At 37.3% G+C, this 26,969-nt stretch carries 25 protein-coding genes; 6 read left to right on the plus strand and 19 right to left on the minus strand.

Annotation, left to right across the window (positions count from 1 at the left end):
• Positions 1-372: 372 nt before the first annotated feature.
• From J2Y40_RS06230 to J2Y40_RS06270, 9 genes are all read right to left on the minus strand, one after another.
• A complete protein-coding gene (locus tag J2Y40_RS06230; RefSeq protein WP_153399578.1) occupies positions 373-1,002 on the minus strand; it encodes a peptide deformylase in 630 nt (209 codons plus the stop codon).
• A 449-nt stretch (positions 1,003-1,451) separates the two neighbouring features.
• Positions 1,452-2,324, minus strand: coding sequence for a ChaN family lipoprotein (locus tag J2Y40_RS06235; protein WP_309997815.1), 873 nt, complete (start codon positions 2,322-2,324; stop codon positions 1,452-1,454).
• 114 nt (positions 2,325-2,438) lie between these two features.
• The gene (locus tag J2Y40_RS06240; RefSeq protein WP_153399574.1) at positions 2,439-3,467 is read right to left on the minus strand and encodes a hemin-degrading factor; all 1,029 of its coding nucleotides are present in this window, start codon (positions 3,465-3,467) and stop codon (positions 2,439-2,441) included.
• A 4-nt stretch (positions 3,468-3,471) separates the two neighbouring features.
• Positions 3,472-4,122 carry a class I SAM-dependent methyltransferase gene (locus tag J2Y40_RS06245; RefSeq protein WP_153399572.1) on the minus strand — a complete coding sequence of 217 codons (651 nt, stop codon included), beginning with the start codon at positions 4,120-4,122 and terminating at the stop codon, positions 3,472-3,474.
• Between the two features lie 2 nt (positions 4,123-4,124).
• On the minus strand, positions 4,125-4,895 hold the full coding sequence (locus J2Y40_RS06250; protein WP_309997820.1) for a heme ABC transporter ATP-binding protein: 771 nt from the start codon (positions 4,893-4,895) through the stop codon (positions 4,125-4,127).
• On the minus strand, positions 4,895-5,935 hold the full coding sequence (locus J2Y40_RS06255) for an iron ABC transporter permease (protein ID WP_153399568.1): 1,041 nt from the start codon (positions 5,933-5,935) through the stop codon (positions 4,895-4,897). Before J2Y40_RS06255 ends, J2Y40_RS06250 begins: the two co-directional genes overlap by 1 nt.
• Positions 5,919-6,797, minus strand: coding sequence for an ABC transporter substrate-binding protein (locus J2Y40_RS06260; protein ID WP_309997825.1), 879 nt, complete (start codon positions 6,795-6,797; stop codon positions 5,919-5,921). The genes J2Y40_RS06255 and J2Y40_RS06260 overlap by 17 nt, the downstream gene beginning before the upstream one ends.
• Before the next feature lie 17 nt (positions 6,798-6,814).
• Positions 6,815-7,918, minus strand: a complete 1,104-nt coding sequence (locus tag J2Y40_RS06265; protein WP_153399564.1) for an HmuY family protein — start codon at positions 7,916-7,918, stop codon at positions 6,815-6,817.
• A gap of 10 nt (positions 7,919-7,928) precedes the next feature.
• A complete protein-coding gene (locus J2Y40_RS06270; protein WP_309997828.1) occupies positions 7,929-10,049 on the minus strand; it encodes a TonB-dependent receptor domain-containing protein in 2,121 nt (706 codons plus the stop codon).
• A 96-nt stretch (positions 10,050-10,145) separates the two neighbouring features.
• On the opposite strand from J2Y40_RS06270, the gene J2Y40_RS06275 reads away from it, so the two are divergent.
• Both J2Y40_RS06275 and J2Y40_RS06280 read left to right on the plus strand, forming a co-directional pair.
• The gene (locus J2Y40_RS06275) at positions 10,146-10,955 is read left to right on the plus strand and encodes a T9SS type A sorting domain-containing protein (RefSeq protein WP_153399561.1); all 810 of its coding nucleotides are present in this window, start codon (positions 10,146-10,148) and stop codon (positions 10,953-10,955) included.
• 194 nt (positions 10,956-11,149) lie between these two features.
• Positions 11,150-12,454, plus strand: a complete 1,305-nt coding sequence (locus J2Y40_RS06280; RefSeq protein ID WP_309997831.1) for a T9SS type A sorting domain-containing protein — start codon at positions 11,150-11,152, stop codon at positions 12,452-12,454.
• A gap of 93 nt (positions 12,455-12,547) precedes the next feature.
• Here J2Y40_RS06280 and J2Y40_RS06285 read toward each other — a convergent pair whose 3' ends face one another.
• The 3 genes from J2Y40_RS06285 to J2Y40_RS06295 form a co-directional block, all read right to left on the minus strand.
• Positions 12,548-12,838, minus strand: a complete 291-nt coding sequence (locus tag J2Y40_RS06285; protein WP_153399558.1) for a putative quinol monooxygenase — start codon at positions 12,836-12,838, stop codon at positions 12,548-12,550.
• Between the two features lie 89 nt (positions 12,839-12,927).
• Positions 12,928-13,815 carry a sulfite exporter TauE/SafE family protein gene (locus J2Y40_RS06290; protein ID WP_153399556.1) on the minus strand — a complete coding sequence of 296 codons (888 nt, stop codon included), beginning with the start codon at positions 13,813-13,815 and terminating at the stop codon, positions 12,928-12,930.
• Between the two features lie 201 nt (positions 13,816-14,016).
• Positions 14,017-14,424 carry an Rrf2 family transcriptional regulator gene (locus tag J2Y40_RS06295; protein ID WP_153399554.1) on the minus strand — a complete coding sequence of 136 codons (408 nt, stop codon included), beginning with the start codon at positions 14,422-14,424 and terminating at the stop codon, positions 14,017-14,019.
• A gap of 300 nt (positions 14,425-14,724) precedes the next feature.
• On the opposite strand from J2Y40_RS06295, the gene J2Y40_RS06300 reads away from it, so the two are divergent.
• The 4 genes from J2Y40_RS06300 (at position 14,725) to J2Y40_RS06315 (ending at position 18,847) form a co-directional block, all read left to right on the plus strand.
• Complete coding sequence (locus J2Y40_RS06300; protein ID WP_153399552.1) at positions 14,725-15,153, plus strand: DUF4268 domain-containing protein; 429 nt, start codon at positions 14,725-14,727, stop codon at positions 15,151-15,153.
• A 524-nt stretch (positions 15,154-15,677) separates the two neighbouring features.
• Positions 15,678-16,331, plus strand: coding sequence for a hypothetical protein (locus J2Y40_RS06305; RefSeq protein ID WP_153399550.1), 654 nt, complete (start codon positions 15,678-15,680; stop codon positions 16,329-16,331).
• A gap of 176 nt (positions 16,332-16,507) precedes the next feature.
• On the plus strand, positions 16,508-17,509 hold the full coding sequence (locus J2Y40_RS06310) for a hypothetical protein (protein ID WP_309997836.1): 1,002 nt from the start codon (positions 16,508-16,510) through the stop codon (positions 17,507-17,509).
• Positions 17,510-17,596: 87 nt separating this feature from the next.
• Positions 17,597-18,847, plus strand: coding sequence for a serine hydrolase domain-containing protein (locus J2Y40_RS06315; RefSeq protein ID WP_309997838.1), 1,251 nt, complete (start codon positions 17,597-17,599; stop codon positions 18,845-18,847).
• Positions 18,848-18,975: 128 nt separating this feature from the next.
• On the opposite strand, the gene gldG is transcribed toward J2Y40_RS06315, so the two are convergent.
• The 7 genes from gldG to J2Y40_RS06350 all read right to left on the minus strand — a co-directional run bounded on the left by gldG (position 18,976) and on the right by J2Y40_RS06350 (position 26,896).
• Complete coding sequence (gene gldG / locus J2Y40_RS06320; RefSeq protein ID WP_153399544.1) at positions 18,976-20,643, minus strand: gliding motility-associated ABC transporter substrate-binding protein GldG; 1,668 nt, start codon at positions 20,641-20,643, stop codon at positions 18,976-18,978.
• 4 nt (positions 20,644-20,647) lie between these two features.
• The gene (locus J2Y40_RS06325) at positions 20,648-21,376 is read right to left on the minus strand and encodes an ABC transporter permease (protein ID WP_153399542.1); all 729 of its coding nucleotides are present in this window, start codon (positions 21,374-21,376) and stop codon (positions 20,648-20,650) included.
• 96 nt (positions 21,377-21,472) lie between these two features.
• Positions 21,473-22,024 (minus strand): CopD family protein, encoded by a 552-nt coding sequence (locus J2Y40_RS06330; RefSeq protein ID WP_153399540.1) that lies wholly within the window; start codon positions 22,022-22,024, stop codon positions 21,473-21,475.
• Positions 22,025-22,117: 93 nt separating this feature from the next.
• Positions 22,118-22,768 (minus strand): hypothetical protein, encoded by a 651-nt coding sequence (locus J2Y40_RS06335; RefSeq protein ID WP_309997841.1) that lies wholly within the window; start codon positions 22,766-22,768, stop codon positions 22,118-22,120.
• 245 nt (positions 22,769-23,013) lie between these two features.
• Positions 23,014-24,210 (minus strand): glycine C-acetyltransferase, encoded by a 1,197-nt coding sequence (gene kbl, locus J2Y40_RS06340; protein WP_153399536.1) that lies wholly within the window; start codon positions 24,208-24,210, stop codon positions 23,014-23,016.
• Positions 24,211-24,303: 93 nt separating this feature from the next.
• On the minus strand, positions 24,304-24,876 hold the full coding sequence (locus J2Y40_RS06345) for a hypothetical protein (protein ID WP_153399534.1): 573 nt from the start codon (positions 24,874-24,876) through the stop codon (positions 24,304-24,306).
• Positions 24,877-24,970: 94 nt separating this feature from the next.
• Positions 24,971-26,896, minus strand: a complete 1,926-nt coding sequence (locus tag J2Y40_RS06350) for a M1 family aminopeptidase (RefSeq protein ID WP_153399532.1) — start codon at positions 26,894-26,896, stop codon at positions 24,971-24,973.
• Between the last annotated feature and the right edge of the window lie 73 nt (positions 26,897-26,969).

Below are 26,969 nucleotides of genomic sequence, written 5' to 3' on the forward strand. Positions count from 1 at the left end.
AATAAAAAATCTGTGAAATCTGTGGGAAAAATTGATGTTCTGGTTTATGCCGCGGATGCACTAATAAAATGATTCGTATATCCGTGGCAGTCCTCGGGTTGGAAAACGCGATGGCGCAAAGGTTTTTGACTATGATAACGTTTTAAGGCGCAAGAAAATCAAGGATTTTCAGCAACTGATACAGTATTAAATTTTATCGGAAATAAAATCTTAGCGCCTTATACCCATAAAGCAAGAAAAAAATAGCGTCCTTGCGCAAACCAACAACAGTAAACTCAAAAAAATCTACCACATATGCAAGAGATTTAAAAGCAAAAAATTCGTGTATCCGTGGCAAAAAACTTCGCATTAAATTTTATAAATTTTCTGTTTCTACCTTCGCATCAGATCAGTCTTTTGATAGGCATCAACTTTTTTGTAAGCATCATTCTTTTCCCGTTCTTTTTTATCGGAAATCAGGATGCCGAAAAGATGGTCTATTTCGTGCTGGAAAATAACAGCCGTGAAACCTTCTACAATCTCTGAATATCTCTGCCCTTTCAAATCAACATATTCTAATTGGATTACTTTGCTTCTGTAGAACTGGTCTCTGAAATCAGGAATGGAAAGATCACCTTCAGGACCGAGATTTTGTATATCTGATTTCCAGACAATAACCGGATTAATGAAATATTCCAAAGGTTCATCCTGTTTATCAAAACGCTGTACCCAGATTACTTTTCTGTTGATGCCTACTTGCGGTGCTGCAATCCCCACTCCCCCGTCTGTAGAAAGAAGAGACTCTTTCATTCTCTTAACTAAAACAGCTGTATGAGGGTCTGTTGCATCAATTTCTGAAGAAAAAGCCAATAATGTTTTATGCTGATGACCGTCTGTAGTCTGGTAAATAGGAAGCGCAGTGCTGATGTCTCCCTGATTGATGATTGAAAGTTCAGCCGGTGTCAGCTTCTGAGCATTAACAACCCCGATAAATAAAACGAACAGAAAGGATAATTTTTTCATTTTCATTGAATGTAATACAAAGATAAAGATTGTTGTAAATTAACCTGAGCTCGGGGTAAGGAATTTAGGGATAAAAAGACTGGAAGATGGAAGAAGGAGGCTGGAAGTTACTTTCAGTTATAGATACTGAAAGCTACTGCATGATCAGGTTATCTTAAATAAATGAACACTTATTATCAGCAGGCTTCATAACTTCCCTCTTCCAGCTTCAAACCTGTATCAATAAGAAACTCTTATCCCGAATTGAGGTAAAATTAAATGGACTGAAATTTGTCTGAGGAATATTAATTGATTCTGATGAAGCAGAATTAATCACATCAATACAAAAAAATCTGCGCCATCTGCAAAATATGCGAGAGATAAAATCCCCTTAAAAATCTGTGAAATCTGAGTAATCTGCGGGAAATAAAAAAACAGGCCAAAACCTGTTTTAAATAGAATATTATTAATTAAAAAGTCTTCGTCATATCCGAAGGAATAATCAGATTAAAATCTGTGGGGATATAGTCCTTTGAAGGGATTTTCAGTTCCGGATCTTCGGATTCAAAAACAGAGATTACGGCCATTTTCAGGTTGGGATTCTTCTGTTTAATATACCAATAAATGCCTCCGAATTCTTTGCTGTGATAGTTTCCGTTGTAATGGATAAACGTTTTCCCGGCCTGCAAATTTTTCAGGATAGACTCTGCCATGGTAGCATCTTTTACAGCCTGGGCAGAAATAAAGTTCATTACTTTTGTTCCTTCCGCATGATCACCCATCATGGCTTTCATTTCAGGATATCCCGGTGTATCTAAAGTAACTTTTATGGGGAGCTGGGCAATGTATGCTTTCTCCTGTGTACTTAATTTATTTAAGGATTCGATTCCTTCTTTGGACGTTTGGGAAGCGTATCTTCTAGGGATATTGGTTGCAATAAAACTCAGCTTTTTCTGTTTAGCAAAATCAACAAGAGGCTTATAGTCTGTAGCGTAATTGTTCCATAAACGCGTTGAATCTTTAAGGGTTTTAGCATCAAACTTCCCGCTCAGATAATTGTTCAGCTGGGATTGGTTGTCTCTTTCAAACATTTCGGCACCCAGAATGATCTGACCGTTTTTCTTTTCGGATAAAGCTTCCGTAATTTTCAGCTGAAGCCAGTGGTTGACAGAACTGTTATGGTTCTCGCCAAAGAAGACAACATCATATTCAGCCAGTTCTTTAACTAGTTTATCGGTCTTTACTTCTTTTCCTTTTTTATCATAGAACTGATAGGCTTTAAAATTCTGCGCGTTTAATGAACAGAATCCTGCCAGCAATATGGCTATGAAAATATTCTTCATTTCCTCTTATTTAATTGATCACAAATTACATCTTTTTGAATGAACAGCAAATCTGCTAAAAAAAGCCGCCTTGAATTAAAAAAACAAAACGGCTCATTCAAAATCATCTAATTATTATTTTTCTAATTCTGTTACAAGGTCTTTCCATTCCTGTAGTTCAGGGATTCCCGGTTTTCTTTTTCCGAAGAACTGAACGATGAAATCTCCTTCTTTGTTGAATACTTCGATGGCAGTCACCTCTCCGTCTTCTGTTGGTTTCTTAACGATCCACGCTTCCGAAATTTTTGTAACATCCATATGCAGGTTGAAATCCGGGTCCATTACATTGAACCACTGCTGATGCCAAAGGGTTTTCTTTACATTTCCGGTGTGGATCTGGATAATTCCTCTGTTTCCTACAAACACCATGATCGGAATGTTCTTTTCTGAAGCATCTTCCAGTACGTTGACTACTTTAGCATTATCGATTTTCTTAGTAAATCCTTCAGGAGCCAGTCTTAAAGCCTGTGTTCTGCTCACTCCGAATTTTCTGGTCATCATAAAGAAATCGTGGGTATCTTTTAATTCTGTCCATGCTTTTCTGAATCCTTCTGCATCAATCTCAGAATCCGGTTTTTCTGCGGCCTTTGGAGCTACTGCTTCAAAAACTAAGGCTTCATTCTGATCTTCAGCTTTATATTTTTCAGCAATGGCATCGAAAGCAGCTCCGTTACTGTCCTTTGTAAGGTAGATTTTATGTAGGGCAAGTCCGTCTTTTCCGAAGAACTGAAGGCTTTTTTTATCTCCTTCCACTACAGCAAAAGCAAATTTCCAATGGTTAAGGAAAATTCTCAGATCAATATCTTCCCCTACAAAAAGCTGGGCATGAGGACTGCTGAAATCTCCGTTCAGGTAAGTTCCTTTTCTTTCATGTACACACTCATCATTGCGGGTAAGAGCCATTACTTTTCCAAGCTGCTCTGCTTCGGTAAGGATATTCTGAAATTCAGGCTTCAGAATGGTTACTCCTTCTCCCACACTTGTTGCCAATAGTTCAGCTTCGCTTACTTCCAGCTGAGCTGCTGCATTTCTTATTCTGATGTGTGGATTTTCTGCTTTCAGAGCTTCCCATTTTTCCTTTAGGTCATTAACTAATGTGCTCATTATCTTATTTTTTTATGGTTAAAACTGTATAAATTCTTGTTATAGTTTCGTCTCCTGTTTTGCTTTTTATTTCTTCTTCTTTTTCGGAGATCTTCATTCTTTTGAAATGGCTTTTGGAAACCAGTTCTTCCATTTCGGTATTGCTGTACAGGGTAAAATCAAATTCTGTGAATGGCAATTTTTCCATGAAATCCCTTTGTCCGAAAGTAAGAACTACTGTTCCGTCTTTCTTCAGCACTCTGTAGATTTCATTTAAAAACGCTACTGGCTCTTTCCAGAAATAAACCGTATTGACAGTGAATATTTTATCGAAGGTTTTATCGTCAAAAGGAAGTTTCTGTCCTTCGTATAATATAAAATCTGCTTTACCTTCAAATTCCCTATTCAGCTTTTTCGCTTCCTGATGCATGGTTTCGGAAATATCAATTCCTGTATACTTCAGGTTTTGGGCTTTGCTGAAAATATGTTTTACATGTCCTGCATTGCCATGCCCTATTTCCAGAATATGCTCATGATCTTCTATTAAAAGTGTTTTGATACTTTCCAAGGTCATGCTGATGTTGGTTTCATTCATCATCTCACCGATCTCTATTCCTTTTTCTCCCTGAGGATTGGCAAGATTCTGTGCGAGGATCTTTAAATCGTCTTTTTCCATGGTTATCCAAAAATGATCATAGGGTTATTGGTAATAGGATGTCCGCAAATGGTACACGGGAAATTATAGGCGTGACTGATATTTTCAGCAGTAAAAACTTCCTGCGGCGTTCCATAGACGGAAACCTTTCCTGATTTCATTAATAAAATTTTATCGGCAAACTGTGCTGCCAGGTTCAGATCATGCAGTACGACAATAGCACTATTGGCCTTTTGGGTAAAGTTTTTAATAATCTCCAGTGCTTTATACTGATGTTTTATATCTAAATTATTCAACGGTTCATCCAGAAAAACCAGTTTATGGGCAATATCATTCTGCAGCTGGGCCATCACTCTTGAAAGATGCACCCGTTGTTTTTCTCCTCCGGACAAGGTATTGTATTCCCTTTCTTTCAGATGGAAAATATCGGTTTCATTCATCATGCCGTCTGCAGCTTCTGTATCTTCTTTTCCCGGCTGGGCATCGAAGTACGGATATCTTCCCATCATCACTACATCTTTTACATCCAGAGGAATATCATTGCTGTTGTGCTGGGAAAATTTCGCCTTATGCTTTGAAAGCTCTTGTACGTTCCATTCACTGATTGGTTTATCTTTAAAAAGCACCTTCTGTTTGTTCTTTATTTCATTGGCCAGAACACTCAGCAGGCTTGATTTTCCGGCCCCGTTCGGTCCTACAATGGCAAGAAATTCTCCATATTCCAAAGAAACATCTACGCCATCCAGAATATAAAAATCTTTGTGCTTATAACTGATCTGATGTGCCTTTATCATTACAGCGATTTTTTGAATTTAACTAAAATAGCGATAAAAATGGGGCCTCCCATAAGTGCTGTAAGAATCCCGATCGGCAGTTCCGAAGGTTCTACAATACTTCTGCTGAACGTATCTGCCGTAAGAAGCAGTATACTTCCGTATAAAGCCGACAAAGGCAGAATAAACGTATAATTGGATTTAAATAAAAGCCTTAAAATATACGGGACAATCAGTCCTACAAAGCCTATTGTTCCTGAAAATGCCACACAGCTTCCCACCATAAGAGCTACAGTGATAATGATCTGTTTTTTCAGTCTTTCTACGTTAATTCCTAGATGCTGAGCGTCTTTTTCTCCCAACATCATTGCGTTCAGTGCTTTTCCTTTCGGAAGAAGTATGATATAGGAAATGATCAGGACGATGGCCAGAATAATATTCTTCGTCCAAGTTGCTGCGGCAAGACTTCCCAGGTTCCAGAATGTAAGATCCCTAAGCTGTTCATCTTTTGAAATATAGATCAGGAAACCTGTAATTGAAAACCCGATCGCTGTAATGGCAACACCGGTAAGAAGCATCATCACTACATTGGTTTTTCCTCCGCTTGTTGAAATTCTGTACACCAGCATCATTGATAAAAAAGATCCTATAAATGCGGAAATTCCCACCAGTGAAAATTGTACGGCTTCAGGAAGATACTGTTTGAAATGTCCTCCTAAAACAATGGCAATTGCCGCCAGCAGCGTTGCTCCCGATGTAAGTCCTATTAAATCTCCCGTCGCCAGAGGGTTTTTGAAAAGTCCCTGAAGACTTGTTCCCGATACCGACAGCATACTTCCTATTAAAATAGCCATAATAATTCTGGCTGCTCTCACATCCCAGATTACATATTTATCGCTTAAAGATATTCCCGGTTCTCCTTTTATATACTGCCACAAAACTTTGAAAGGTGAATTGCCTCCAAAATCGTAGACTCCTGTATTAAGCGCCAGTACTGCTATGATGACAAGCAGTACTGTGCTTATAGTTAGATAAAAGTATAGTTTACTTTGTGTTCTCAATTAAAAGTTTGTTTAATCCTACTGCTGCTTCTCCTAATCTTGGTCCAAAACTGGAAACCAATCCTCCATCCATTGCGATGATTTTCTTATTTTTCCCGGCATTAGTCTGGGAAACTCCCGGCATCTTAAGGGCTCCTTCATTTCCACCTGCTCCCTGAAGTCCGGTTGCAAAGAAGAACAGTACATCAGGATTTGCTTTTACCACGGCTTCCGGTGTCAACGGTTTGAAATCTTCAAAATCATTTACTGCATTTTCTCCACCTGCAAGACTGATTAATGAAGCCATTGGTGTATTTTTACCGGCTACCATCAGCATATTTCCTCTGGCATAGATGAATAATACTTTAGGTTTTTTCGCGATGGGCTGTACCTGCTTCAGATCAGCGTCAATCTTATCATTTAATTTTTGATAGTCTGTGTTTCCTACTGCTTTGGCAACATCTGCAATAAGCTTTTTAGTTCCGTCAACCGTAAATTCCTGTTTGAATACTTCTGTTTTGATTCCTGAAGAGTTGATTTTTCCTAATAATTCAGGGTTGATATCTTTGTCTGAAGCTAAGATCAGTGTAGGACTTACTGCCATAATCGGCTCGATCGTCATGGATCTTACGTGTCCAAGATCTTTAGCGGTAGCTTTCAATGTTTCCGGATAAGTACTGGTAACATCTGTTCCTACGATTTCTTTTTCGTGTCCCAATGCACTTACGATTTCAGTAATCCCACCGTTCAGAGTGACAATTTTATTGTTGCTTTTCGGAGCCTCTGAAGAGGTTTCCGTTGTATTTTCTGTTTTAGCGCCTTCTTCTTTTTTGCAGGAATACACTGCCATTAAGATGGAAGCTGCAAGAATGAATTTTTTCATGATATACTATTATTTGATTATTTTAATGCTTTATACTGGAATGATGAATGCCCTCTGACTCCCTCACTGCTTGTAAGTCTGGTAAATCTTAATTTATAATAGGTCCCTTCAGCATCTTTGATCACATAAAAAACGTTGCCTATTACCTGATATCCCGAAGGTCCTACTTCTCTCCATCCTCCCCCTATTACTCTCTGATCATTATATACCAGCTTGGAGTCTACAACATCTGCCTTCTCGAAATTATTAAATGCTTCAATTGTGGAACCTGATGCTACTTTTACTTCGTAAGCGCCTACATTGCCCATATTATTGGTCAGTACAAAATCTGCATAGCTGTAGCTTCCCGCTCCTTCAATAAGGTTGGTAAATACAGAGAAGGATATATCCCATTTATTTTTTTCCGGCTGGATGCTTACTTCTTTGCCTTCTTTTAAGCTGTAAAAAGTATAATTATAGTTACTTTTCTTACTGATGATGGCTTCTTTCAGCGTAGTATCATTAAGACCTCCGTATTTTATTTTATAACCTTCACCACTTCTCACAACCTGAATTTTCATCCAGCCTCTGTCGGCACCTCCAGTAGAAACTGAACCCAATGCTACATTTCCTACATAAAGTTCTTTACCCATATTAACCAGGTATACTCCATTCTCAGCATCATTGGCTGCGATTCCTTCTATTGCGGTATATCCGGAAGGAAAGTTACCGGTTACATCATCAACGTATATAGAATTCGCAGGATTATAATTTCCTACTTTTACCTTAGCCTTTAAAGCTGTCAAGTCTGAATCTTTCACAGCGGCAATATCCGTTACATTCGGAATTTTTGCAGCAGCCATGGTAATTGATGAGTTTAATATTACCTTAAATCCGTTATTTCCTGAATAAAATGCCAGGTCCCAGTCTGTTCTTACATTCACCGTCTGCTTGGGAGTTCCATCATCATTCACATCACTAAGGTCTATCCAAACCTGATTGGGCTCTTTGTCACCACCTATGGAAGGATCCACGATCTTTCCCTGCGACGGCGGTACAGCCACTGGATCTTCATTATTATTGATACATGACTGAGCAATAAATGATGAACCTATAAGGAGATAAAATAGTATTTTTTTCATTGTTAGAATTTTAGAAATTATAGCTTAGTCTGGCAACATAGCTTCTGCCATAGAAAAGATTAGAATTCGTATTTGCCGTTTCATGAGCATTTCCTGTAAGGGTGGTATCTCTCACCGAAGAAACGTCGAAAATATTCTTAACACCCAATCCTAGTTCCAGATGTTTGTTAAAGAATGGCTGGGATACCATAAAATTCATCATATGGAAATCACCTCTCTCTCCTATATCATAATAGGCATCTGCTCCAAGGGGAGAAACCAGAACAGGCATCTGCGTTTTCCCGGTATATTTATAGAATAGGGAAAGTGTTGTGTTCGTTTTCGGGACGGTATAGTTTACGGCTGCATTCGCTTCAAAAGTATAATAAAAATTATCCGGCGAATCAACTCCTCCTTCAGACAGTTCTCTGGAAATCCCATAATAAGTAGCATTTGCTGCTACACTCAACTGGTCTTTCTGAGCTCTGAAGTTGGCTTCAAAAATATAGGATCTGTACTTGTTGATGTTGATATATTTATACTTCAGTGGCTGCTGGTTAACAACAGCAAGTTCAATACGGTCTTTTACATCCATATAGGTAGCACTTGTTCCTGCTTTGAAATCCCATCCTGAAGAAGTTGTAAATTTTTTCTCGCCATTCAGGGAAGCTGTCATCCCCTGCTCCGGCACCAGGTTTTCATTTCCCTGGATATCATGGTTGGTATCTACCCTATAGGTATAAAGTTCATCAAAGTTTGGAAAACGATTGGCACTTCCAACCACCAATCTTAAATTTTCATTTTCACCTGCTTTTACTCTTGCAGTCAGGGAGTAGTTGTGCTGGGTATCAAATTTGTCGCTTAAAGCAAGACGGTAACCCGGACGAACTGAGAGCCAGTCGGTGGCCTTCCATTCTACGGACATGAAATTGGCATAATTGAAAATTTTTCTTTTCACATTATCTGTCTCTCTAAAAAACCCGGCAATATTTCCCGCATATCCTGTAGTATGGTCTAATTCATAGCCCAGCTGGAAATCAATTTTCTTACTGTCTAAAAAGTTACTGAATACCCCCCTCGAATAAAAAACATCGGCTTTATTATAAGATTCGTACTGATCTTTATTCCCGATTACCGTTCTGTTGGGCACATCATATTTATAGTCTCTGTATTTTCTGTCCTGGGTCTGATAAGAAAAATCTCCGGTATAGTTGATAGCTCCCAATTTAGTTTGTACATTCAACTGATGAAGATATCTTGTTGTTTTATAATCCCTGTCTACAGCAGCATAGGTATTATTATCAACCCCATAGAAATATTCCCCGAGAATAGGATTGTAATAATTCAGCTGTTCATTTAAAAAACCGAATTTATAGAAGACAGAAGTGTTTTTATTGCTATACCTCACCACCCCGTCTGCATTGATTACATCTTTTGGCTGCCACAAATATCCTCTCTTTCCATCCTGTTCAAAATATTTATAGCCTTCCTGCGGACCTTTAAAGCCCTGAAAATCATTCCGGTTAAAATTAATACCTACAAACCAGTTTTCATTGATATTATAGCCTAAATTAAGAGTTTGAATATGTCGCCCTTCCCCTTTTTTATACCAGTCGTATTCCTTTCCAACAGTTTCTTCCTGTATGGCGGCATTAATAGTCACTTTCTGTGAACTTCCTTTTTTGGTAATGATGTTAATTACTCCTGCTACGGCATTACTTCCGTAATCAACTCCCATTGAACCTCTTACAATTTCTATTCTTTCAACGTTATTTACGTTAAGTTTTGTAAGGTCAATATTATTTCCAAGACCTACATCCCCTACCACAGGTATATTATCTATTAGGATTTTGGTATATTCACCTCCCAACCCCATCAGATTAGCTGTAGAATTCCCTGAATTCCTCTCCGGAATGATCAGAATATTCAGGCTCTGATTAAGAATATCCGATACATTGGTAGCTGCCATATTCTTAATTTGTTCTGCATTGATAACCTCTACTTTATAAATGGAATTATTGATGGACTGCTGTTTATATTGTCCCGTAACGACAACCTCTTCTATTTTCTTCTGATTAAGAGAATCTTTTTCCTGTGCATTCACCCATAGAACGGCAGATAATGACAGTATGGAAAGTACCTTCTTCTTCATAGACACAAAAAATTTTCGACAAATATAGTGCTTTATTTAGAACAATTAAAAATAAAATATTATTTTTGTGGAATAATTCTAAATAAAAATAATGTTATGAAATTAAAACTACTTCTAGGAGCTTTTATATTGACAGCCATTACTGCTAAAGCGCAATTACCTTCTATTAATGAAAATTTTGATGCATTTACAGTAAATGAAGGCCAGGAATCTCTTCCGCAAAACGGATGGACAAAAGTAATGCCTGCTCTGGACCCATCTGTTGCCCCGGTTCTTACAGTAGAAGCTCCAGGAGCTGCTGACAAGTATATTCAGGCTTATTCCTTAACCTCTCCCAACACCCCATTTTATCTGGTATCGCCTCAAATTGTTGCTCCGGCAGGAGGCCAGACTATATCTGTAACTACATTAAGAATTGGTGGTGTACCTGGTGGTAAAGGATCTCTGGAAATCGGTCTTGTAACAAGTCCTACTGATATGTCTACCTTTACTTCTCTGGGAGAAGCTATTGTTATGACAACCAGCACACCTGTAGTAACTACCTTAAATGTTCCTGCTTCTACCCAACAGTACATTGCCTTTAAATTTTCTGCAACATCTGTTCACCAGGCTTTACGTATGGACAATGTTGTGTTAACTTCAGCCGGCTCATTAGGAGTTTCCGATGCTGCTAAATCAAAAGAAGACATTAAATTCGCTGTTACTTCGGACAATACTGCATTACAGTTCGTCACAAGAAAAGATCCGAAAAACATTGAGATCTATTCTGCTTCAGGACAAAAAGCTGCTGAAGGAAAACTGAACGGACAAAGATTTAATATCAGTGAACTTCAGACAGGCGTATACTATATGCTGATTGAAACTACAGAAGGTTCTGTAATTAAATCAAAATTCATCAAAAAATAAGGTTTATTAGACTATTATTTGCCTTTTATACAGCCGGATGGTCAACAGATCACCCGGCTTTTTCCTTATTAAAAGGCATTCCCTATAACATCCAAAAGTAAAACACGATAAAAATCATGTTTTTATTTAGAATGATTAAAAACAATTAATATACTTTTGTGGAACGATTCTAAATAAGAAAATATAAAAGCATTATGAAAACACAATTACTTTTGGCTTCATTATTAACTCTGGGTATCCAGCAGACTGTTTTATCTCAGACCGACGCCAACGGATACACAACTGTGAATATGACGATGGGACCTCAATACCAAAACAGGGTATTTTTTGATCTTGGAACGAACGGTACCGTTTCCCAGCCTGCCACTACCTGGGATGTAGCTTTCTACAGAGCTTCAAGCACCAATTTTGGAACAAGAATTAATGATGCTTATGATATCAAAGTATATCAGGCTTCCAATAATCCTGCAGACTGGAACAATATAACAAGCAACAGTGTAGCCTCTTATGGTGCTCCGCTTTTCAACGCTGATAATACAACTTCTATCCAGGAAGGTGCTTTTGAACAGGGCAGTGAATCTTCAGGGTGGGGAGAGTACAACTTCGGAAGTCATCACGTTGAAGGAAAAGTAATTTTTATCCTTAAATACCCTTCCGGAGCCACTGTAAAATTCATGATTGAAGATTATTACTTTGGTTATACCTTTAAATATGCAAAATGGAATACAGCAACTTCTTCATGGGATGCTACCCAGACCAAAACAATAGCTAATGGTTCTGATGATGCTTATTTCAATTATTTCTCGTTCAATACAGGTGAAAAAGTAGCTAATCTTGAACCGCCGAAAGCTAGTTGGGACATGATGTTTACAAGATTCTACACAGATTACCCTTATATCGATCCGGATACAGGCCAGCAGCTTACGATGAAATACAGAATGTCAGGCGTTCTTCAAAACCCGGCCATCAGTGTTGCCAAAGTACAGCCGGAAACTCAGGAAACGGCTGCAACAACCATTCCTGCTTCTACTGCATTTTCAAAAAACATCAGTACGATCGGATATTCATGGAAACCTACAATGGGCGCTCCATTCTCCAATGTGGTATATTATGTAAAAAAGGGTTCTGACTATTACAGAATGTACTTTACATCGAATGAGGGCGCTTCAACCGGAAATATGTATTTCAAATACAAAAAAATAACCGGCAGTCTGGGAATCACTGAAGTAAGTAAAAAAGCTTCTTTCGGGATCTATCCGAATCCTACCGCATCTGACAAAAAAGTAACGGTTCTTTTTGATGTAAAAGAGAGAGCAGATAGTAAAGGTAATGTAGAAGTATATGATCTTACCGGAAAAAAAGTATATGCAGCAGAACTAACCAACCAAACAGGATTCTACAAACAGGATCTGAATTTATCCCACCTTACCTCCGGAAACTATATGGTAAAAATTACGTACGGAGGTAGTACGGAAACCAAAAAGCTTATTGTGAAATAAACTCAATTTCAATACTTTCTATTTTTTCTAATCAAAAGGCGGCTTCAGAATTCTGAAAACCGCCTTTTATTTTTTGAATGAAAAGATCAAAAATTAATAAATCTTAAAACCTTTATATACCTCTACCGAGCTTTCCATGATCTTTGAGGCATCTTTACGGAAATCCAGAAGATGATCCTGTCCGTTGTGTCTGTTATGGTGGTCAACACTTTCCCAAAGCTCAATCAGAAAAAAGGTTCCTTTGTTGTCTTTGTCTTCAACAAGGTCATACTGAAGACAGCCTTCTTCTTTTCTTGTCTCTTTCACCAGATTCTGAAAAAGCTCTACAGCCTCCATCAGATAATTTTCGTTGAACTTAAAAAGTGCTACGATATGTAAATTCATATTCTATTGTTTTGTGGTGTAAAAGTAAAATATTTTCAAAACTGAAAAGTATTTTATGGGCTTTTATTTTGCTAAAAAGAGTATTTATTTCAGCTTAATACTGATTTATAAATCGTTATACAACTCATCACAATGACTAAAACTCCTATGACCAGAAACATTTTTTTCACAGGAAGCTTTGCCGTAAGCATTGCTGAAAAGGGAGCGGTAAAAATTCCACCAATCAGAAGTCCAAGAATAATATTCCAGTGCTGGATTCCCAGAGTAAAAAAGAAAGTAACGGCCGCGGTGATGGTAAGAATGAATTTGGCTACTGTGGAGCTGCCGACTGCAAATCTGGGAGTAAATGCATTTTTAATCAGTGTTCCGGTAACCAAAGGTCCCCAGCCTCCGCCTGCAAACGAATCTATAAAGCCTCCGATCACTCCAAGCCGGGTAAGATTGGTTTTTTTCTTCATGGCTTTATCCTGTTTTTTCTTAAAAGCATTCAAAAAAATCTGGACTCCCAGGTATAAGGTGTAAAAGGCAATGATTGTTTTGGTGATTTTAGCATAATACTCACCAAGATAGGTAAGACAAACTGCTCCGATAACTGCTCCGATAACAGCAGGAACAGCCAGTTTTTTCACCAGGTTTTTGCTTACATTTTTCAGCTTGATATGGCTTATGCTCCCTGCAGCTGTCGTAAAGCTTTCAGCAGAATGGATACTTGCACTTACAATATGCGGAGGAATATTCAGGAATAAAAGCGTTGTTGTACAGATTACTCCATACCCCATTCCCATAGATCCGGCCACTACTTCAGCTAACACCCCAACCAGAATCATCCAGTAAAAAATATAGTTATCTTTCGCCAAAACAACCTGCAGTTCGTCCAGAAATCCCATACCATACAGCGATGAAACTACAATACTTATTATTACTGCTGCTATAAAAAAGACATTCAGCCTTACCCGAATTTTATTGGTAATAATCATAATAATATCGTGGTTTCTGTTTCATTAATACCGACTGCATTCTCTTCTCCCCAACCATAAAAGATAAGTAATAAAGTGCTTTTCAGGATATCTGTATCTACTTTTGAAATCATAATCCGGTTATTTGAAGTAATGCAAATATCAGATAAAAATATTACTCTACAAAAAAAGTAGACTATTTATTCAAAAAAAAGGATCGGGTCAATCGACCAGATCCATTAAAGTTTTTCTTTCTAAAATATTCAGCGATGCATCGCGGACTTCTATCAGTACATCATGCAGCCCGCAGTGATCTTCATTGCAATCTTCACATTTTTCATAGAAATTCAGACTGACGCATGGCAGCATGGCAATAGGTCCGTTCACCAAACGAATAATCTTGGCAAGCTTAACGTTTTCAGGATTTTCTTTTAAAAAGTAACCTCCTCCTTTTCCTTTTTTACTGTCAAGGATATCCGCTTTTTTTAATTCCAGCAGGATGTTTTCTAAAAACTTTAACGGGATTTTTTTATGTTCGGCAATTTCGGAAATAAGAACCGGGCCGTCATTCCTTTTTTCTACCAGGTACGACAGCGCTTTAAAAGCATATTGGGATTTTTTTGAAAGCATTACAGCAAAAGTAAGAAAATAGTTTGAAATGTGTAAGAAGATGTAAAAAAGCAAACATGGTAATTGGCACGAATACCTAATAAAAATATAATACTTAAGCCTTGTACAGAAATTCATTTAAGGTTTTAAAAATTTATAGTTTCTATTAGTCATCAATAAAAAATCTGCCCAATATGCCAGATCCGCGAGGGAAAAAAAACACCAAAAAATCTGTATTATCAGCGAGAAATACAATAAACAAACCTCCTGCTACTCCTTTCCTATTTGCCTTTTCCCCATTAAATTCTTAAGTTTGTCTTTATGTTCAGTAAACAGGAAGCACAGCAGTTAAAAAAGGAGTTTTGGACGGCCTTTGGGAAATCTTTTCCAAGAAAGTGGATCTTATATGATACGAAGATCAAGGATATGTCATTCAAATTTTATGCAGATAACAAAAAAGCAGAAGTTTCCCTGGACATAGAGATGAAAGATGAAATCTACCGGAATGCTTATTATGAAAAGATCTGGTCCCTGGAAGATATTCTGAAAGATTTCATAGGAAATTTTCAGAAAGAGGAACATTTTATGCTCGACAACGGAAAGATCATCAGCAGAATCTGGACTGAAAAACATGGAGTTTCTATTTTCAACAAAAATTCATGGCAGGAAATGTTTGAATTTTTTGTAGAAAAAATGGATGGATTTGAAAGGTTTTACTATGAATATGAGGATTTTATCAAAGATGTATAATAGAACCAGCCGCACCATTTTAACTAATATGTACAAATAGCTGTACAATAAGTACCACAGAAACTTAAAATTTCATCATAAAAACACAAATTAGGTTCTTTAATTCTCTGATTTTAAATATATTTGAGCTTTCAAAAAACTAACTATGATAATTAACCGCAAAACTCTTTTTTTACTCCAAAATACTGCCCGAAAAACAAATACTGCCAGGCCATAATTATTCTTTTTAAAATTTACATTGTAAAAATATCTATTTTGTAAAGAAAATATACCTGAAATTTTTATAGCCCACTTTTTCAAACTTTAAGTTGAGACAAGATACAATTATTGATGTAGTTCAATATTTAATTGGTTGAGTCATTTCTATCTTTATGGGCTTTAACCTTTTAACTTATGAAAGGAAATTCTATCTAAAGGGGAGAATACAATAAAAAAGTAATAAATCTGAAAAGCAAACAGAGTTCTGACTTACCTCTGTTTTAGAATAAACACGCTATTGATAACATAATTTACACAATTAATCCATGAAAAAAGTATACAAAAATATTTTTGGCGACGTCATTTCAAAGGCTGAAGCCGAAAAACTGGACGACTACCATCTGTATTATTATGAGAAGAGCTCTGAAAGGGTAAAAGAAATTGAATTTCTGACCGAAGATGAGATATACAGCATCAATTACTTCATGAATGATACTGAAGACGAGAACCAGGTATTCAAATACCTGAAAGAGAAATCTGAACTTTTTGATATTGAAAAAAGAGAATCTGCCGGAGATTTTATTATTGCAACCAATAAAGTATATTCATTATCCTCAGATGAAAAACCACTGATCTCCAAAACAATCTTTTATCATGATGATCCTGAAAACTTCATCTGCTCCCAGATTATTGACAATGATACCCTGAAGCCTATCATGGAAAGAACAACAAAATGCTGGTATACAACCGACAAAAGCGGTGAAAAGTATGCGGCCATAGAATTCAGCTATCAGGAGGACGGAAAGCTGGAGCTTGCCATAGATAAAACACCCGATCCTGAAAATGAACTGAATTGGGAACACTATGATTACAGTACTTTTAAAGAACTTCAGAACCGGTTTTCAACAGATATAAGCTATTATAAAACAGCAACACTTCTTCCTAAAAATTTGGTTCAGGAAGAAATTACATCTTATTAATTTTTTTGGATACTACAGGAAAGCTGATTATATCCATTAGTGAGCAGCATTCAAAACTTATTAAAGAATAAATCAATATGATCAAATAAATAGAAACCTTCGGGTTTCTTTTTTATTACACCACCTTCAGTTTATATATTTGAAAAATCTCCTTAAATTCGGAGTTTATAGTTACCATGAAAATAATCAAAGCCATTCTAATCTTAGTATCTTTCCTGCTATGTTATATTCACGGGTATGCTCAGGCAGACAGTGTATACGCTCAGATAAAAGATTATCAACCTTCCAGCTTCAAAGAAGTGTATCTTCCCAACCATAAGTTTGTAAACCCAACGATCGATTTCAACCGTATGGTGGATGATTTTGTCCCTGAAGCAAAAGTTACCCTTCCCAATCAGTATGAAGAACGCACCTGGAACGGAAAAATAAAGAAAATCACAAGATTCAATAAATACCCGAACGATCCTCAGAAACAAGTTGTAGATTCTTATTTTTATAACAAAGAGGGACTGCTTATCAAGAGGAATTTTCACACCACGACCAATGTCCATTTTCACTATGATGTCCAAAACAGGCTTATCAGAAAGGAAACTGTAAGAAATGACAGTGATACTCTTAATATAAGGCAGTACTCTTATAACAATAAGAATCAGGTCACAGAATATATTGAATCTCTTTTTGAAAATGGTAAGCGCAGGAGTGCTCACTGGAAAGTCGATTATGATCCTGGCAATCATACCATCTTAGTCTATGCTGTTCAGGCTGATCAAAAATTACTGCTCGTCAAAAAACTGACTTATAACGGAAATAAAGTGAAATCTGAAGAATATATGGACGGAAAACTATTTGCGGATGCCGGAGTTGAAATCACTTATTCGGAAAACAACCGCTTGATCAGCAGAAAGTCCAATCAATACAGTTATTTTTACAGTTATAATAAGCTCGGTCAGAATATAAGAGAAATCAATATCCGAAACGGTAAAACGTGGGATGCAGATACAAAAACTTATGGTAAAAACGGTTATATGACGCATCTTTCGCATGAAAACCCTGTTAGTAAGAGTTCAAGGATTATCCGATATACATTTGACTCCTACAATAATAAAATTTATGAAGCTTCCGGCCCCGATGCCAACAGTAATTTTTATGAATACTTTTATGAAATAGAATATTATTAACTGAAACCTCCGGGTTTCTTTTTTTGTTCTTTTCCGGATCTATTTGTAACAACAGGCACCGGATAAGTGTCTTATTATAAAAAACATATGAAAAGGATTCTATTTTTCACCATCCTGTCTTCTGTATTTTTTTCCTGCCAATCTGCGAAAATCGGCTCAGATAGTAAAGATAAAAGCATAAAGGATTCTTTGAATGCAGCCATCAGCAACATCTACCAGCAGGAGCTATTCAACGGATTTGCCGTTTCGGTAGTGGATGATCAGTCTGTTCTTTATCAGAAAGGATTTGGTTTTTCTGATGTTAAAGAGAAAAATCCTTATACAGATCAAACCATTCAGAATATCGCTTCCGTTTCCAAAACGTTTGTGGGGATTACTGTTTTAAAAGCACAGGAACTGGGAAAACTCAATCTGAACGATCCTGTTAATAAATACCTGCCGTTTAAAGTTGTCAACCCGCATTTTCCGAAAACCGAGATCACCATCCGGCAGCTAACATCCCATACTTCTTCCATTCTTGATAATGAATTTTATCTGTCTAAAACCTATTACCTGAAACCTGATCAGAACCTTGCCGGAGCCAAACTGAACTTTGATGATGAACAGGTTTTCAATCCTTCTGAATCTGCGATTTCAATGGCCGATTATTTAGAAAACGTCCTTACAGAGAACGGAAAATGGAACAAAGAAAGCTTTTCTTCCTCTCAGCCGGGAAGTATGTACGAATATTCTAATGTGGGAACCACACTGGCTGCATACATTGTAGAGCGTGCAACAGGACAGTCTTTCAGTGATTTCACCAAACAATATATCCTGAAGCCTCTAAAAATGAATCATTCAGGATGGAAGTTTAAAGAAGTTGATTTCTCAAAGTTCTCCAGGCTCTATGAAAATCCAACTACGGTTCTACCCTATTATTATTCCATCACCTATCCTGATGGCGGGTTTATAACCAACATCCATGATCTGAGCCTCTACTTGAGCGAATTAATGAAAGGCTATAACGGAAAAGGAACAATTCTGACAAAAGAAAGCTATAAGCAATACTTTACACCACAACTTTCTGCTTCCAACTTCACGGAACGGAATGATAAAAACCCGTACAGCGAATCTTACAACACCGGAATATTCATCGGTTTTGGCTATACAGGCTACATTGGGCATACCGGAGGCGATCCGGGCGTAATGTCGATGATGTTTTTTGACCCGGAAAATAATCTGGGAAGAATTATGATTTTCAATACTAATTTCTCAGATAAGAAAGGGAATGATGCTTTTTACGGGATATGGAATGTGCTGGAAAAGTATCAAATGCGTTTGAAAGAATCAAAAAGATAAATGATACTTGAGAAAAAGACTATCATGGCAAAAGAAGTTAACGCAGAAAGACGCGATAAAATATTCAAAGGATAATTCCGGAATAAAAAAGGAGAAACTCAATATCAGTTTCTCCTTTTTTATATTTTCTATCCGAATTTTCTCTTCCTCATCCAGAAGAACAATCCTCCCAGAAGACCTATTACGGCTAACGGAAGCAGTAAATTCAGCCACTGCCAGTTTGTTTTTTCTTCGGTGATCCTGTTTCTGTCCAGAAGTCTTTCTTCAATATTTCGGTTTCTCAGCTCCATCAGGTTGCTGTCGTCCAGAAGGTAATCCAGGGCATTTCTCAGGAACTGTTCATTTCCGAACTCCTGATTCGTGAGAAGATCAACACCCAGAGGAAGCGGTTCCCCTTTAAGGACTTTATTTCTTCCCACATCACCATCAGCAATTACGATCATTTTATTTTCAGGGCTCTGGTTTTTAAAGCCCGGATAAGATTTTCTTTCAATTCTTGAAGCATAAGCAGATTCAAACTTTCCTTCCAGTGCCACTGCGAAGATTTTTGGGGTACTTGGTTTTTCCATCTGCCCAAGACTGTCTACACTGGCAATCTCTTTAAGATCCACATAATTCGGAACCTGTTTCAGAAGGGTTCTTTCGCTGGATTCAAAAAGGACTTTCGTCTTGATATTTTTTCTTCCCAGTGTATCGATAGAAGTCGGGAATTCAAATTTCACCGGGTTGATATTTTTAGTCACCGGATTATCATTTTCAGCAATTCCCAGCGGGAAATACGGCCACGGAAGGCTTGTATACTGCGGGTTCCCTCCTACTTCACCGGTCACTAACCTCAACAATGCAAATTTCTTCACATCTTTTACCAACGCCGGATTGATTCTCAGTCCGTAGTTGAAGAAGAAATCTGTCATATTGATATCCACAGGGAAAGGCATTACTTTTTTAGATCTTGTAAGGGTATCCATTTCAGCATTCACGGCATCAATCATCCACAGCGTTTTTCCGCCATTCATGATATACTGGTCAAGAATTACTTTTTCATTATCGGTAAATGCTTTTCTTGGCTTCGCAATGACCAAAGCGCTCATCTGCTTCAGCAATGGAATATCAGCCTGCGTAAGCTCGGTCTGGTTTTTTGGAATAACAGGTCCTGCATCGTAATTTTCCAGTGCCAGCTGCATAAATCCGTGGAATTCTTCAGGCCTCAGTTCATCCTGATTAACCAAAACTCCAACTTTCTTTCTTTTATCAGCTGCAATATTTTTAATATTGGAAATCAGACTGTATTCCAGCCCTTCAATAGATCTTGTAAGCTGTTCATTAGCATCTATTCCGGCCTGCTGCACCACCAAAGGAATAGAAACTCCTCTCTTGTCATATTTGATTACCGCATATGGGAAAAGGGTAATCTGGGAAATCTTGCCGTCTTTCACATCCGGAAGTACGGAAGGCTGCATTCCCATTGCCATCAGGGTATCCTGTGACATTTTGGTTTTAATAGGATCAATAAATTTAAAATCAATCTTTGGATTAATCTTTCTGAATTCTTCCAGCATGAAACGGGTTTCACTCTGAAGCTGTTTAAAGCTTGCCGGAAAGTCGCCTTCAAGATAAACATCAACCGTTACCGGCTTTTTAACCGACTCCAGCACTTTTATGGTGTTGTCTGAAAGCGTGTATCTTTTTTCTTTGGTAAGATCCAGTCTTATTCCTGAATAAGTCAGCAGAATAACCAAAGGTACAATAGCAAACAGGAAAATTCCTATCGGAGATTTAGCGTGTATCTTCTTCATAATTCTACTTCTTTTTATTGATAAAATGATTAGACAATACTAAAGCGGCACCAATGACCAGGATAAAATAAGCCACATCTTTAAGATCGATAAGCCCTCTGGTAAAGCCTAAGAAATGCTGGTAGAAGCCCAGGTTCTGAAGAATAAAATCCGCTCCCCCTAAAAGTTTATAACTCGCCAGCTGCTCTATTCCGAAATACATGATGAAGCACATGAAAACGCCCAGCAGATAAGCCATGATCTGATTCTGTGATAATGAAGAAGCTAAGATCCCTACTCCTGAAAAAGCAGCAATTAAAATAACCAGTCCAATGTAACTTCCAAAGGTCATTCCCAGATCAATATTTCCTGCAGGAACGCCTAAAACGTAAACCGTATAAAGATAAATGAGTGATGGAATAAGGCATAAAATACCTACAATCCATACGGAAAGAAACTTTCCTGTTACCAGTTCCGAAACTTTCAGCGGTTGGGAAAAAAGCCAGTTAAGGGTTCCCGTCTGCTGTTCTTCGGCAAAGGTTTTCATGGAAAGGGCCGGAATAATGAACATCAACAGCCACGGAACGAGTACAAAATAGCTTTGAAGAGAGGCCATTCCAATTTCAAAAATATTAGAATCATTCTCGAAAAAAAACAGAAAAAGAGTTGTTATCAGACTGAAGGCGGCAATGATTACCCACGCGCTCCAGTTTCCGAAATAACTCCAAAGTTCTTTCTTTAAAATTGCAAACATGTTTTATAGTTATGAGTTATGAATGATTGGTAAGAAGAAACCATTATAGGTTGAGTTTTAATCAATTTGCAACAGTCTTTCAAAACCAATACATCTTTAAGGTTTTCTTTTATTTTTATTAACGAGTTTAACAGTCATCATGATCAAAAATACAAGAACGAAAAATCCTGCAATTAATTGCCACCAGTATTCAATTACTGAAGATTTCAGGATCACGGTAAATACGACAAGAAAGAGAATGAAGGTTGCAATCTCATTGGCCTGTCTCAGTTTGATATTGGCTGTTTCCATGGTATTTCCGTTCAGTTCCTTAAGTTTCAGTACTTTTTTCCAGCACCAGTAATGATAAATGGCAAGCCCGATAAGGAAGGTAAGTTTTAAATGAAACCACGGCATTTTCATCAGCCCGGTATTTAAAAAGATCATGACCAATCCGCATACCGCCATGATTACCCCGGCAGGAACGGTGATGATATTCCACAGCCTTCTGGCCATAAAAGTGTACTGCTCTCTCAGAATTTTCTTTTTTTCTTCCGGAAACTCATCGGTATCTTTATAGTAAACGAAAATCCTTACGAGATAAAAAATTCCCGCAAAGTAGCTTACCATGAAGATAATATGTAAAGCTTTGATGATGGTATACAGCATCCTAAAAATTTGTTTGCAAAGATAGCTTATTTCGGAAAAAAAGAGAATTTAATCTAAAATCTTTAGCTTAAAATAATAAAGATTAAATATTTTTTAGAATTTGAAAATGAATTTCATATCAACATTAAAATTGAAACGCAAATTGGAACCTTGCCGATTTGAATGATAATCAAAAGGAAGACCATCTATAGGAGCATAATCTTCTTCCTTTCCTGTCATATTAGTATAAGAAATTTTTTTTTGTCTGATACCAAAGCCAATTTTAGGCATAAAACCAAACCATGAAGACTCTTTATGAATCAAAATGCTATAGTTAATATTTAATCCATATTTGGTTCTTTTATAATCTGCTGAACTAAAAGAATAATAAATATCATTTTCGTCGTAATATTTTCCTGAAATATTTTTTCCTGTTTGATTTAAATAGAAAGCTTCTGCTGATACAAAATGTTTTAATCTTGATTGGGGTGCCAAGCTGTAAAAAATTTCCGGTTTTATCTCAAAAACCCTGTTTTCCCCTTCAAAATTGCCCATATTTACAGGAATTATTTTATCGGTTCCATATGCCACTTCGCTTCCAACCCACCATCTTTCATTTATTTTCCGCATATAACCTATATTATAGCGTTGGTCACGAAAAGGAGCAAAAGCACTTACAGTAAGTATTGATTTGTAATCATCAGATTGAGCATAAATTGTTTTGAAAAAGCCAAAAAATACAAAAAGAAGTAATTTTTTTTTCACAAAATGGTTATTATAATTAGTGCTCCAAATATATTATATTATCATCTATTCAGCAATAACATTTTTTTAACTACAATTATTTAATTACTAAAAGAAATAGTATCAATTATTGTAAAAGTGGTATATTTTTAATGTATTTCAATTTTTCTTTATTGTTAATACGTCCAATCCCCTGAATAAAAAAACAGGATTTCTCTAAATATAAGAAATCCTGTTTTTATTCTACAAACGTAGATTTTTTTATCTTAAGAAATCACCCCTAATTCTTTTCCTACTTTTTCGAAAGCAGCAATGGCTTTGTCAAGATGTTCTTTTGTATGCGCAGCAGAAAGCTGTACTCTGATTCTTGCTTTTCCTTTCGGTACCACAGGATAAAAGAACCCGATCACGTAAATTCCTTCATCCATCAATTTTTCAGCCATTTTCTGGGAAAGCGGAGCGTCATAAAGCATGACAGGAACAATAGCTGCATCGCCATCAGGAATATCAAATCCTTTCGCTTTCATCTGGGTTCTGAAGTATTCTGCATTTTCCATTACCTTATCACGAAGTGAAGTATCATCGGAAATCATATCCAGAACTTTCAGAGCCGCTCCTACGATACCCGGCGCCAGTGAATTGGAGAATAAATACGGTCTTGAACGCTGTCTCAGCATGTCAATAATTTCTTTTTTACCGGAAGTAAATCCACCCAAAGCTCCACCAAGAGCTTTTCCTAAAGTAGAGGTGATAATATCCACTCTTCCCATTACTTCATTAGCTTCGTGGGTTCCACGGCCTGTTTTTCCGATGAAACCTGTTGCGTGAGAGTCATCCACCATCACCAAAGCATCATATTTATCAGCTAAATCACAAACTCCTTTTAGGTCTGCAACAATTCCGTCCATAGAGAAAACTCCGTCAGTAACGATAATTTTGAAACGGTGATTCTTTTCAGAAGCAGCAATTAACTGTGCTTCCAGATCTTCCATATTGTTGTTTTTATAACGGTATCTTGCCGCTTTACAAAGACGTACCCCGTCAATAATAGACGCATGGTTCAGTTCATCTGAAATAATCGCATCTTCTTCAGTAAATAAAGGTTCAAAAACACCTCCATTAGCATCAAAAGCAGCTGCATAAAGAATAGTATCTTCAAGACCCAGGAAATCCGCAATCTTTTTTTCCAACTGCTTATGAATATCCTGTGTTCCGCAGATAAAACGTACGGATGACATTCCGTATCCATGAGATTCAATCATATCCTGTGAAGCTTTCATTACCTCAGGATTGTTGGATAATCCCAGATAATTATTGGCACAGAAATTCAGAAGTTTTTTCCCGTTGGCTTCAATTTCAGCACTTTGTTGAGAAGTAATGATTCTTTCTCTTTTAAAAAGACCATCATTTTCAATGTTTTGAAGTTCGTTCTGTAAATGTTGAAGATATTTTTCAGAGATCATTTTTTAGTAAATTTTTAGATGTGCTAATTTAATAAAAAAAGCCGTTTCAATCTTATGAAACGGCGGTGTTATTTATGGATTCTGAAAACCAGATTATTTAATGATCGGAATTACGGTATGTGCCAGCATCTGCTGTACATTTTCTGTGGTTTTCTTATCTAATTTTTTATAATCTTTCCAGTTGGTTACCATTTTTACTTCTCCCTGATTATTCACCACCATAAACTTGGAAAAATCTGGGATCATTTCAAACTGTGGCGGGGTCATCTGCTCTGCAAAAGCCCTGTTGCGCTTTTTAACTCCTCCCGGGAAATTTTTATTTTTCAACACCAGTATTTTTGCATCTGCGGACCTGCTCTTCACAATACTCATGGCTCTGTTTATTTTCCTGTCATCTTCCCCTTCTACCAAAACAATGTACACACTGGTATTGTAATCTTTTTCGAGCTGAAGAGCATCAGGAAGATGTTCTATACAAGGCACACACCAACTCGCCAGGGTATAAAATACAGTATTGGGTTTTCCTGAATTTTTAGCGATACACAGAATATCATTTTTATCCACCGCGGTCGCTTCTATGAATTCAGACTTTTTAAGGCTACAGTTCTCCTGCTGGGCAGACAGAAATGCACTTCCGAATAAACAAAACAGTAATAAAATTCTCATAATTTCAATTTCTGGTTAAAAGTTTTAATTAACAATAACAAAAATAATGAAATCGTAATATCGTTGTATTTTAAAAACCTGTTTTAAAATATTTTTAACGTTTAATGAATTTAATATGCTGTTCTTTTACCGTAAAAATATAAGATCCCGGAATCAGGTCTGATATACCGATCGCCTGTCCCGGCTGATAGATACTTTTTCTTACCAGTCTTCCGTCTGCTGTATGGACAGAATATTCCGTTGCTCTGTCAACTCCTTTTAAATACATTTCGTTTTTGGCAGGATTCGGGTACAGGGCGAAATTTTCTTTTTCCACAGAAGACACACTCAGTGTATTATCCTGGATCACCGTTGAGTTTCTTTCAAGAATCTGGTATTCATAATTAAATTGCACACTGGCCACCGGGAAAGCAACCGTTTCTACAAAATACTGGTTATTTGCCGTATTATTCAAGGTAAAATAGGCGGTCTGTCCGGCTGTTCCGATGACTTTTACAGGTAAAGGCATTTCAAAAAAGCTAACCGTTGGTGAACTTTGTGTCTGGGAAACTTTAAACCTGATCTGATTTCCGGTCTGTTTCCATCGGGTAGTATAAATAGGATATCCTTCGCCGTACAACCAGTCATTGAAAAATTCTGTAAAATCTTTTCCGGTGGACTGCAATAATGAAGCTTTAAAATCTGAGGTTGTTGCATAGCCATACGCTAAATTCGGTCTTGAAAGGTAGTCTTTCACAGCCTGGTAAAAAGCAGCATCTCCAAGAATCCATTTGATCATTCTTACAATATATCCTCCTTTGGAATAAGACAATCTACCATCGAAAATTCTGTTTACGTTAGACAATCCTGTATCAGGAACATATGTACTTCCACCGGCACCACCGGTAATATAAGTTTTCTCTCCCTGCAGGTAATTTAAAAATTCGCTATTGGTCATCAGGAGCTTTTCATACGCCAGATGCTCACCAAAAGTAGCAAAACCTTCATTCAACCAGATGTCATTCCAGGTTCCGCAGGTAATTTTGTCACCGAACCACTGGTGCGCAAGTTCGTGAGCAATAAGATCTTTGCTCCAGCCTCCCATAGATGACATCGTCTGATGTTCCATTCCTCCGCCCCAGGTAAACTGCATATGACCGTATTTCTCGTTACGGAAAGGATAAGGGCCGAAATAGGTTTCAAAAGTATCCATCATCTGCTTAGTCCATTCTATATTGGCCATGCTTGTTGTATTTCCATTCGTAGAAGGATACACATAATTAACGAACGGAAATGGCGGATTGCCAATCGTACTGTTTATTTTAACAAAATTGGTAACGGAAAGCGCAATCAGATAAGCAGCTGTGGGATACATCGTTCTCCAGAATGTCAGTTTTTGTCCTCCTGCAACTGAGGTTTCAGACATCAGTTTACCGTTGGCAGCTACATTATATTGTGAAGGGGTTGTAATTTTAAAATCAAACCGGTCGATCTTATCGTTAAGACTTTGTTTTGTCGGAAACCAGTCCTGCGCCCCGTAAGGCTGACTTAATGTGGAAAGAACAGGAGTTCCGCCCTGCGTGTTATTAAAGAAAATATCCGTTGCTGTAGGAGCTCCGGAATAGTGAATCGTAAGCGAGTCCAGCGTATTCCCGGGAATTGAAGCCGGAAAATCGATCTTTATTTCTTTGGTGGCCAACTGCTGAAAAGGGATATTCGTTCCATGATATTTCACCTGGGAAACCGTAAGTACATTCGTGAAGTCGAAATAAATACTTCCTATATTCTGATTCGGTTTAAAATGAGAAGTCACCGAACCTGAAATATTAGACGATCCCGGAGTGAGGGTAAGATCCATCCTCTGATACTGCAGATCGTAATTTAAAGTATTCGGGTTGATATTACCGGCGGCCATTTTGTTGGCATAAGACTGCATTTCCTTTGCAGCCAGTCCTTTTCTTTCGATATTTTCCTTTCGGTCCTGACTGTAAAACGGCTGTGACAGCAATGCACATGCAACAAAAAAATAAAGTGTTTTCATATTCAGAAATTAATTCTGAACACAAAATAAACACTTTTTACCCTAAAAATAAAAGATATTTCTAATAAGATGA

The organism is Chryseobacterium sp. 2987, assembly GCF_031456375.1.
GTDB lineage: Bacteria > Bacteroidota > Bacteroidia > Flavobacteriales > Weeksellaceae > Chryseobacterium > Chryseobacterium vaccae.

Coding starts and splice junctions, on each gene's coding strand:
- J2Y40_RS06230 (WP_153399578.1), bottom strand. CDS start 1,002: ATGAAAAAATTATCCTTTCTGTTCGTTTTATTTATCGGGGTTGTTAAT.
- J2Y40_RS06235 (WP_309997815.1), bottom strand. CDS start 2,324: ATGAAGAATATTTTCATAGCCATATTGCTGGCAGGATTCTGTTCATTA.
- J2Y40_RS06240 (WP_153399574.1), bottom strand. CDS start 3,467: ATGAGCACATTAGTTAATGACCTAAAGGAAAAATGGGAAGCTCTGAAA.
- J2Y40_RS06245 (WP_153399572.1), bottom strand. CDS start 4,122: ATGGAAAAAGACGATTTAAAGATCCTCGCACAGAATCTTGCCAATCCT.
- J2Y40_RS06250 (WP_309997820.1), bottom strand. CDS start 4,895: ATGATAAAGGCACATCAGATCAGTTATAAGCACAAAGATTTTTATATT.
- J2Y40_RS06260 (WP_309997825.1), bottom strand. CDS start 6,797: ATGAAAAAATTCATTCTTGCAGCTTCCATCTTAATGGCAGTGTATTCC.
- J2Y40_RS06265 (WP_153399564.1), bottom strand. CDS start 7,918: ATGAAAAAAATACTATTTTATCTCCTTATAGGTTCATCATTTATTGCT.
- J2Y40_RS06270 (WP_309997828.1), bottom strand. CDS start 10,049: ATGAAGAAGAAGGTACTTTCCATACTGTCATTATCTGCCGTTCTATGG.
- J2Y40_RS06275 (WP_153399561.1), top strand. CDS start 10,146: ATGAAATTAAAACTACTTCTAGGAGCTTTTATATTGACAGCCATTACT.
- J2Y40_RS06280 (WP_309997831.1), top strand. CDS start 11,150: ATGAAAACACAATTACTTTTGGCTTCATTATTAACTCTGGGTATCCAG.
- J2Y40_RS06285 (WP_153399558.1), bottom strand. CDS start 12,838: ATGAATTTACATATCGTAGCACTTTTTAAGTTCAACGAAAATTATCTG.
- J2Y40_RS06290 (WP_153399556.1), bottom strand. CDS start 13,815: ATGATTATTACCAATAAAATTCGGGTAAGGCTGAATGTCTTTTTTATA.
- J2Y40_RS06295 (WP_153399554.1), bottom strand. CDS start 14,424: ATGCTTTCAAAAAAATCCCAATATGCTTTTAAAGCGCTGTCGTACCTG.
- J2Y40_RS06300 (WP_153399552.1), top strand. CDS start 14,725: ATGTTCAGTAAACAGGAAGCACAGCAGTTAAAAAAGGAGTTTTGGACG.
- J2Y40_RS06305 (WP_153399550.1), top strand. CDS start 15,678: ATGAAAAAAGTATACAAAAATATTTTTGGCGACGTCATTTCAAAGGCT.
- J2Y40_RS06310 (WP_309997836.1), top strand. CDS start 16,508: ATGAAAATAATCAAAGCCATTCTAATCTTAGTATCTTTCCTGCTATGT.
- J2Y40_RS06315 (WP_309997838.1), top strand. CDS start 17,597: ATGAAAAGGATTCTATTTTTCACCATCCTGTCTTCTGTATTTTTTTCC.
- gldG (WP_153399544.1), bottom strand. CDS start 20,643: ATGAAGAAGATACACGCTAAATCTCCGATAGGAATTTTCCTGTTTGCT.
- J2Y40_RS06325 (WP_153399542.1), bottom strand. CDS start 21,376: ATGTTTGCAATTTTAAAGAAAGAACTTTGGAGTTATTTCGGAAACTGG.
- J2Y40_RS06330 (WP_153399540.1), bottom strand. CDS start 22,024: ATGCTGTATACCATCATCAAAGCTTTACATATTATCTTCATGGTAAGC.
- kbl (WP_153399536.1), bottom strand. CDS start 24,210: ATGATCTCTGAAAAATATCTTCAACATTTACAGAACGAACTTCAAAAC.
- J2Y40_RS06345 (WP_153399534.1), bottom strand. CDS start 24,876: ATGAGAATTTTATTACTGTTTTGTTTATTCGGAAGTGCATTTCTGTCT.
- J2Y40_RS06350 (WP_153399532.1), bottom strand. CDS start 26,896: ATGAAAACACTTTATTTTTTTGTTGCATGTGCATTGCTGTCACAGCCG.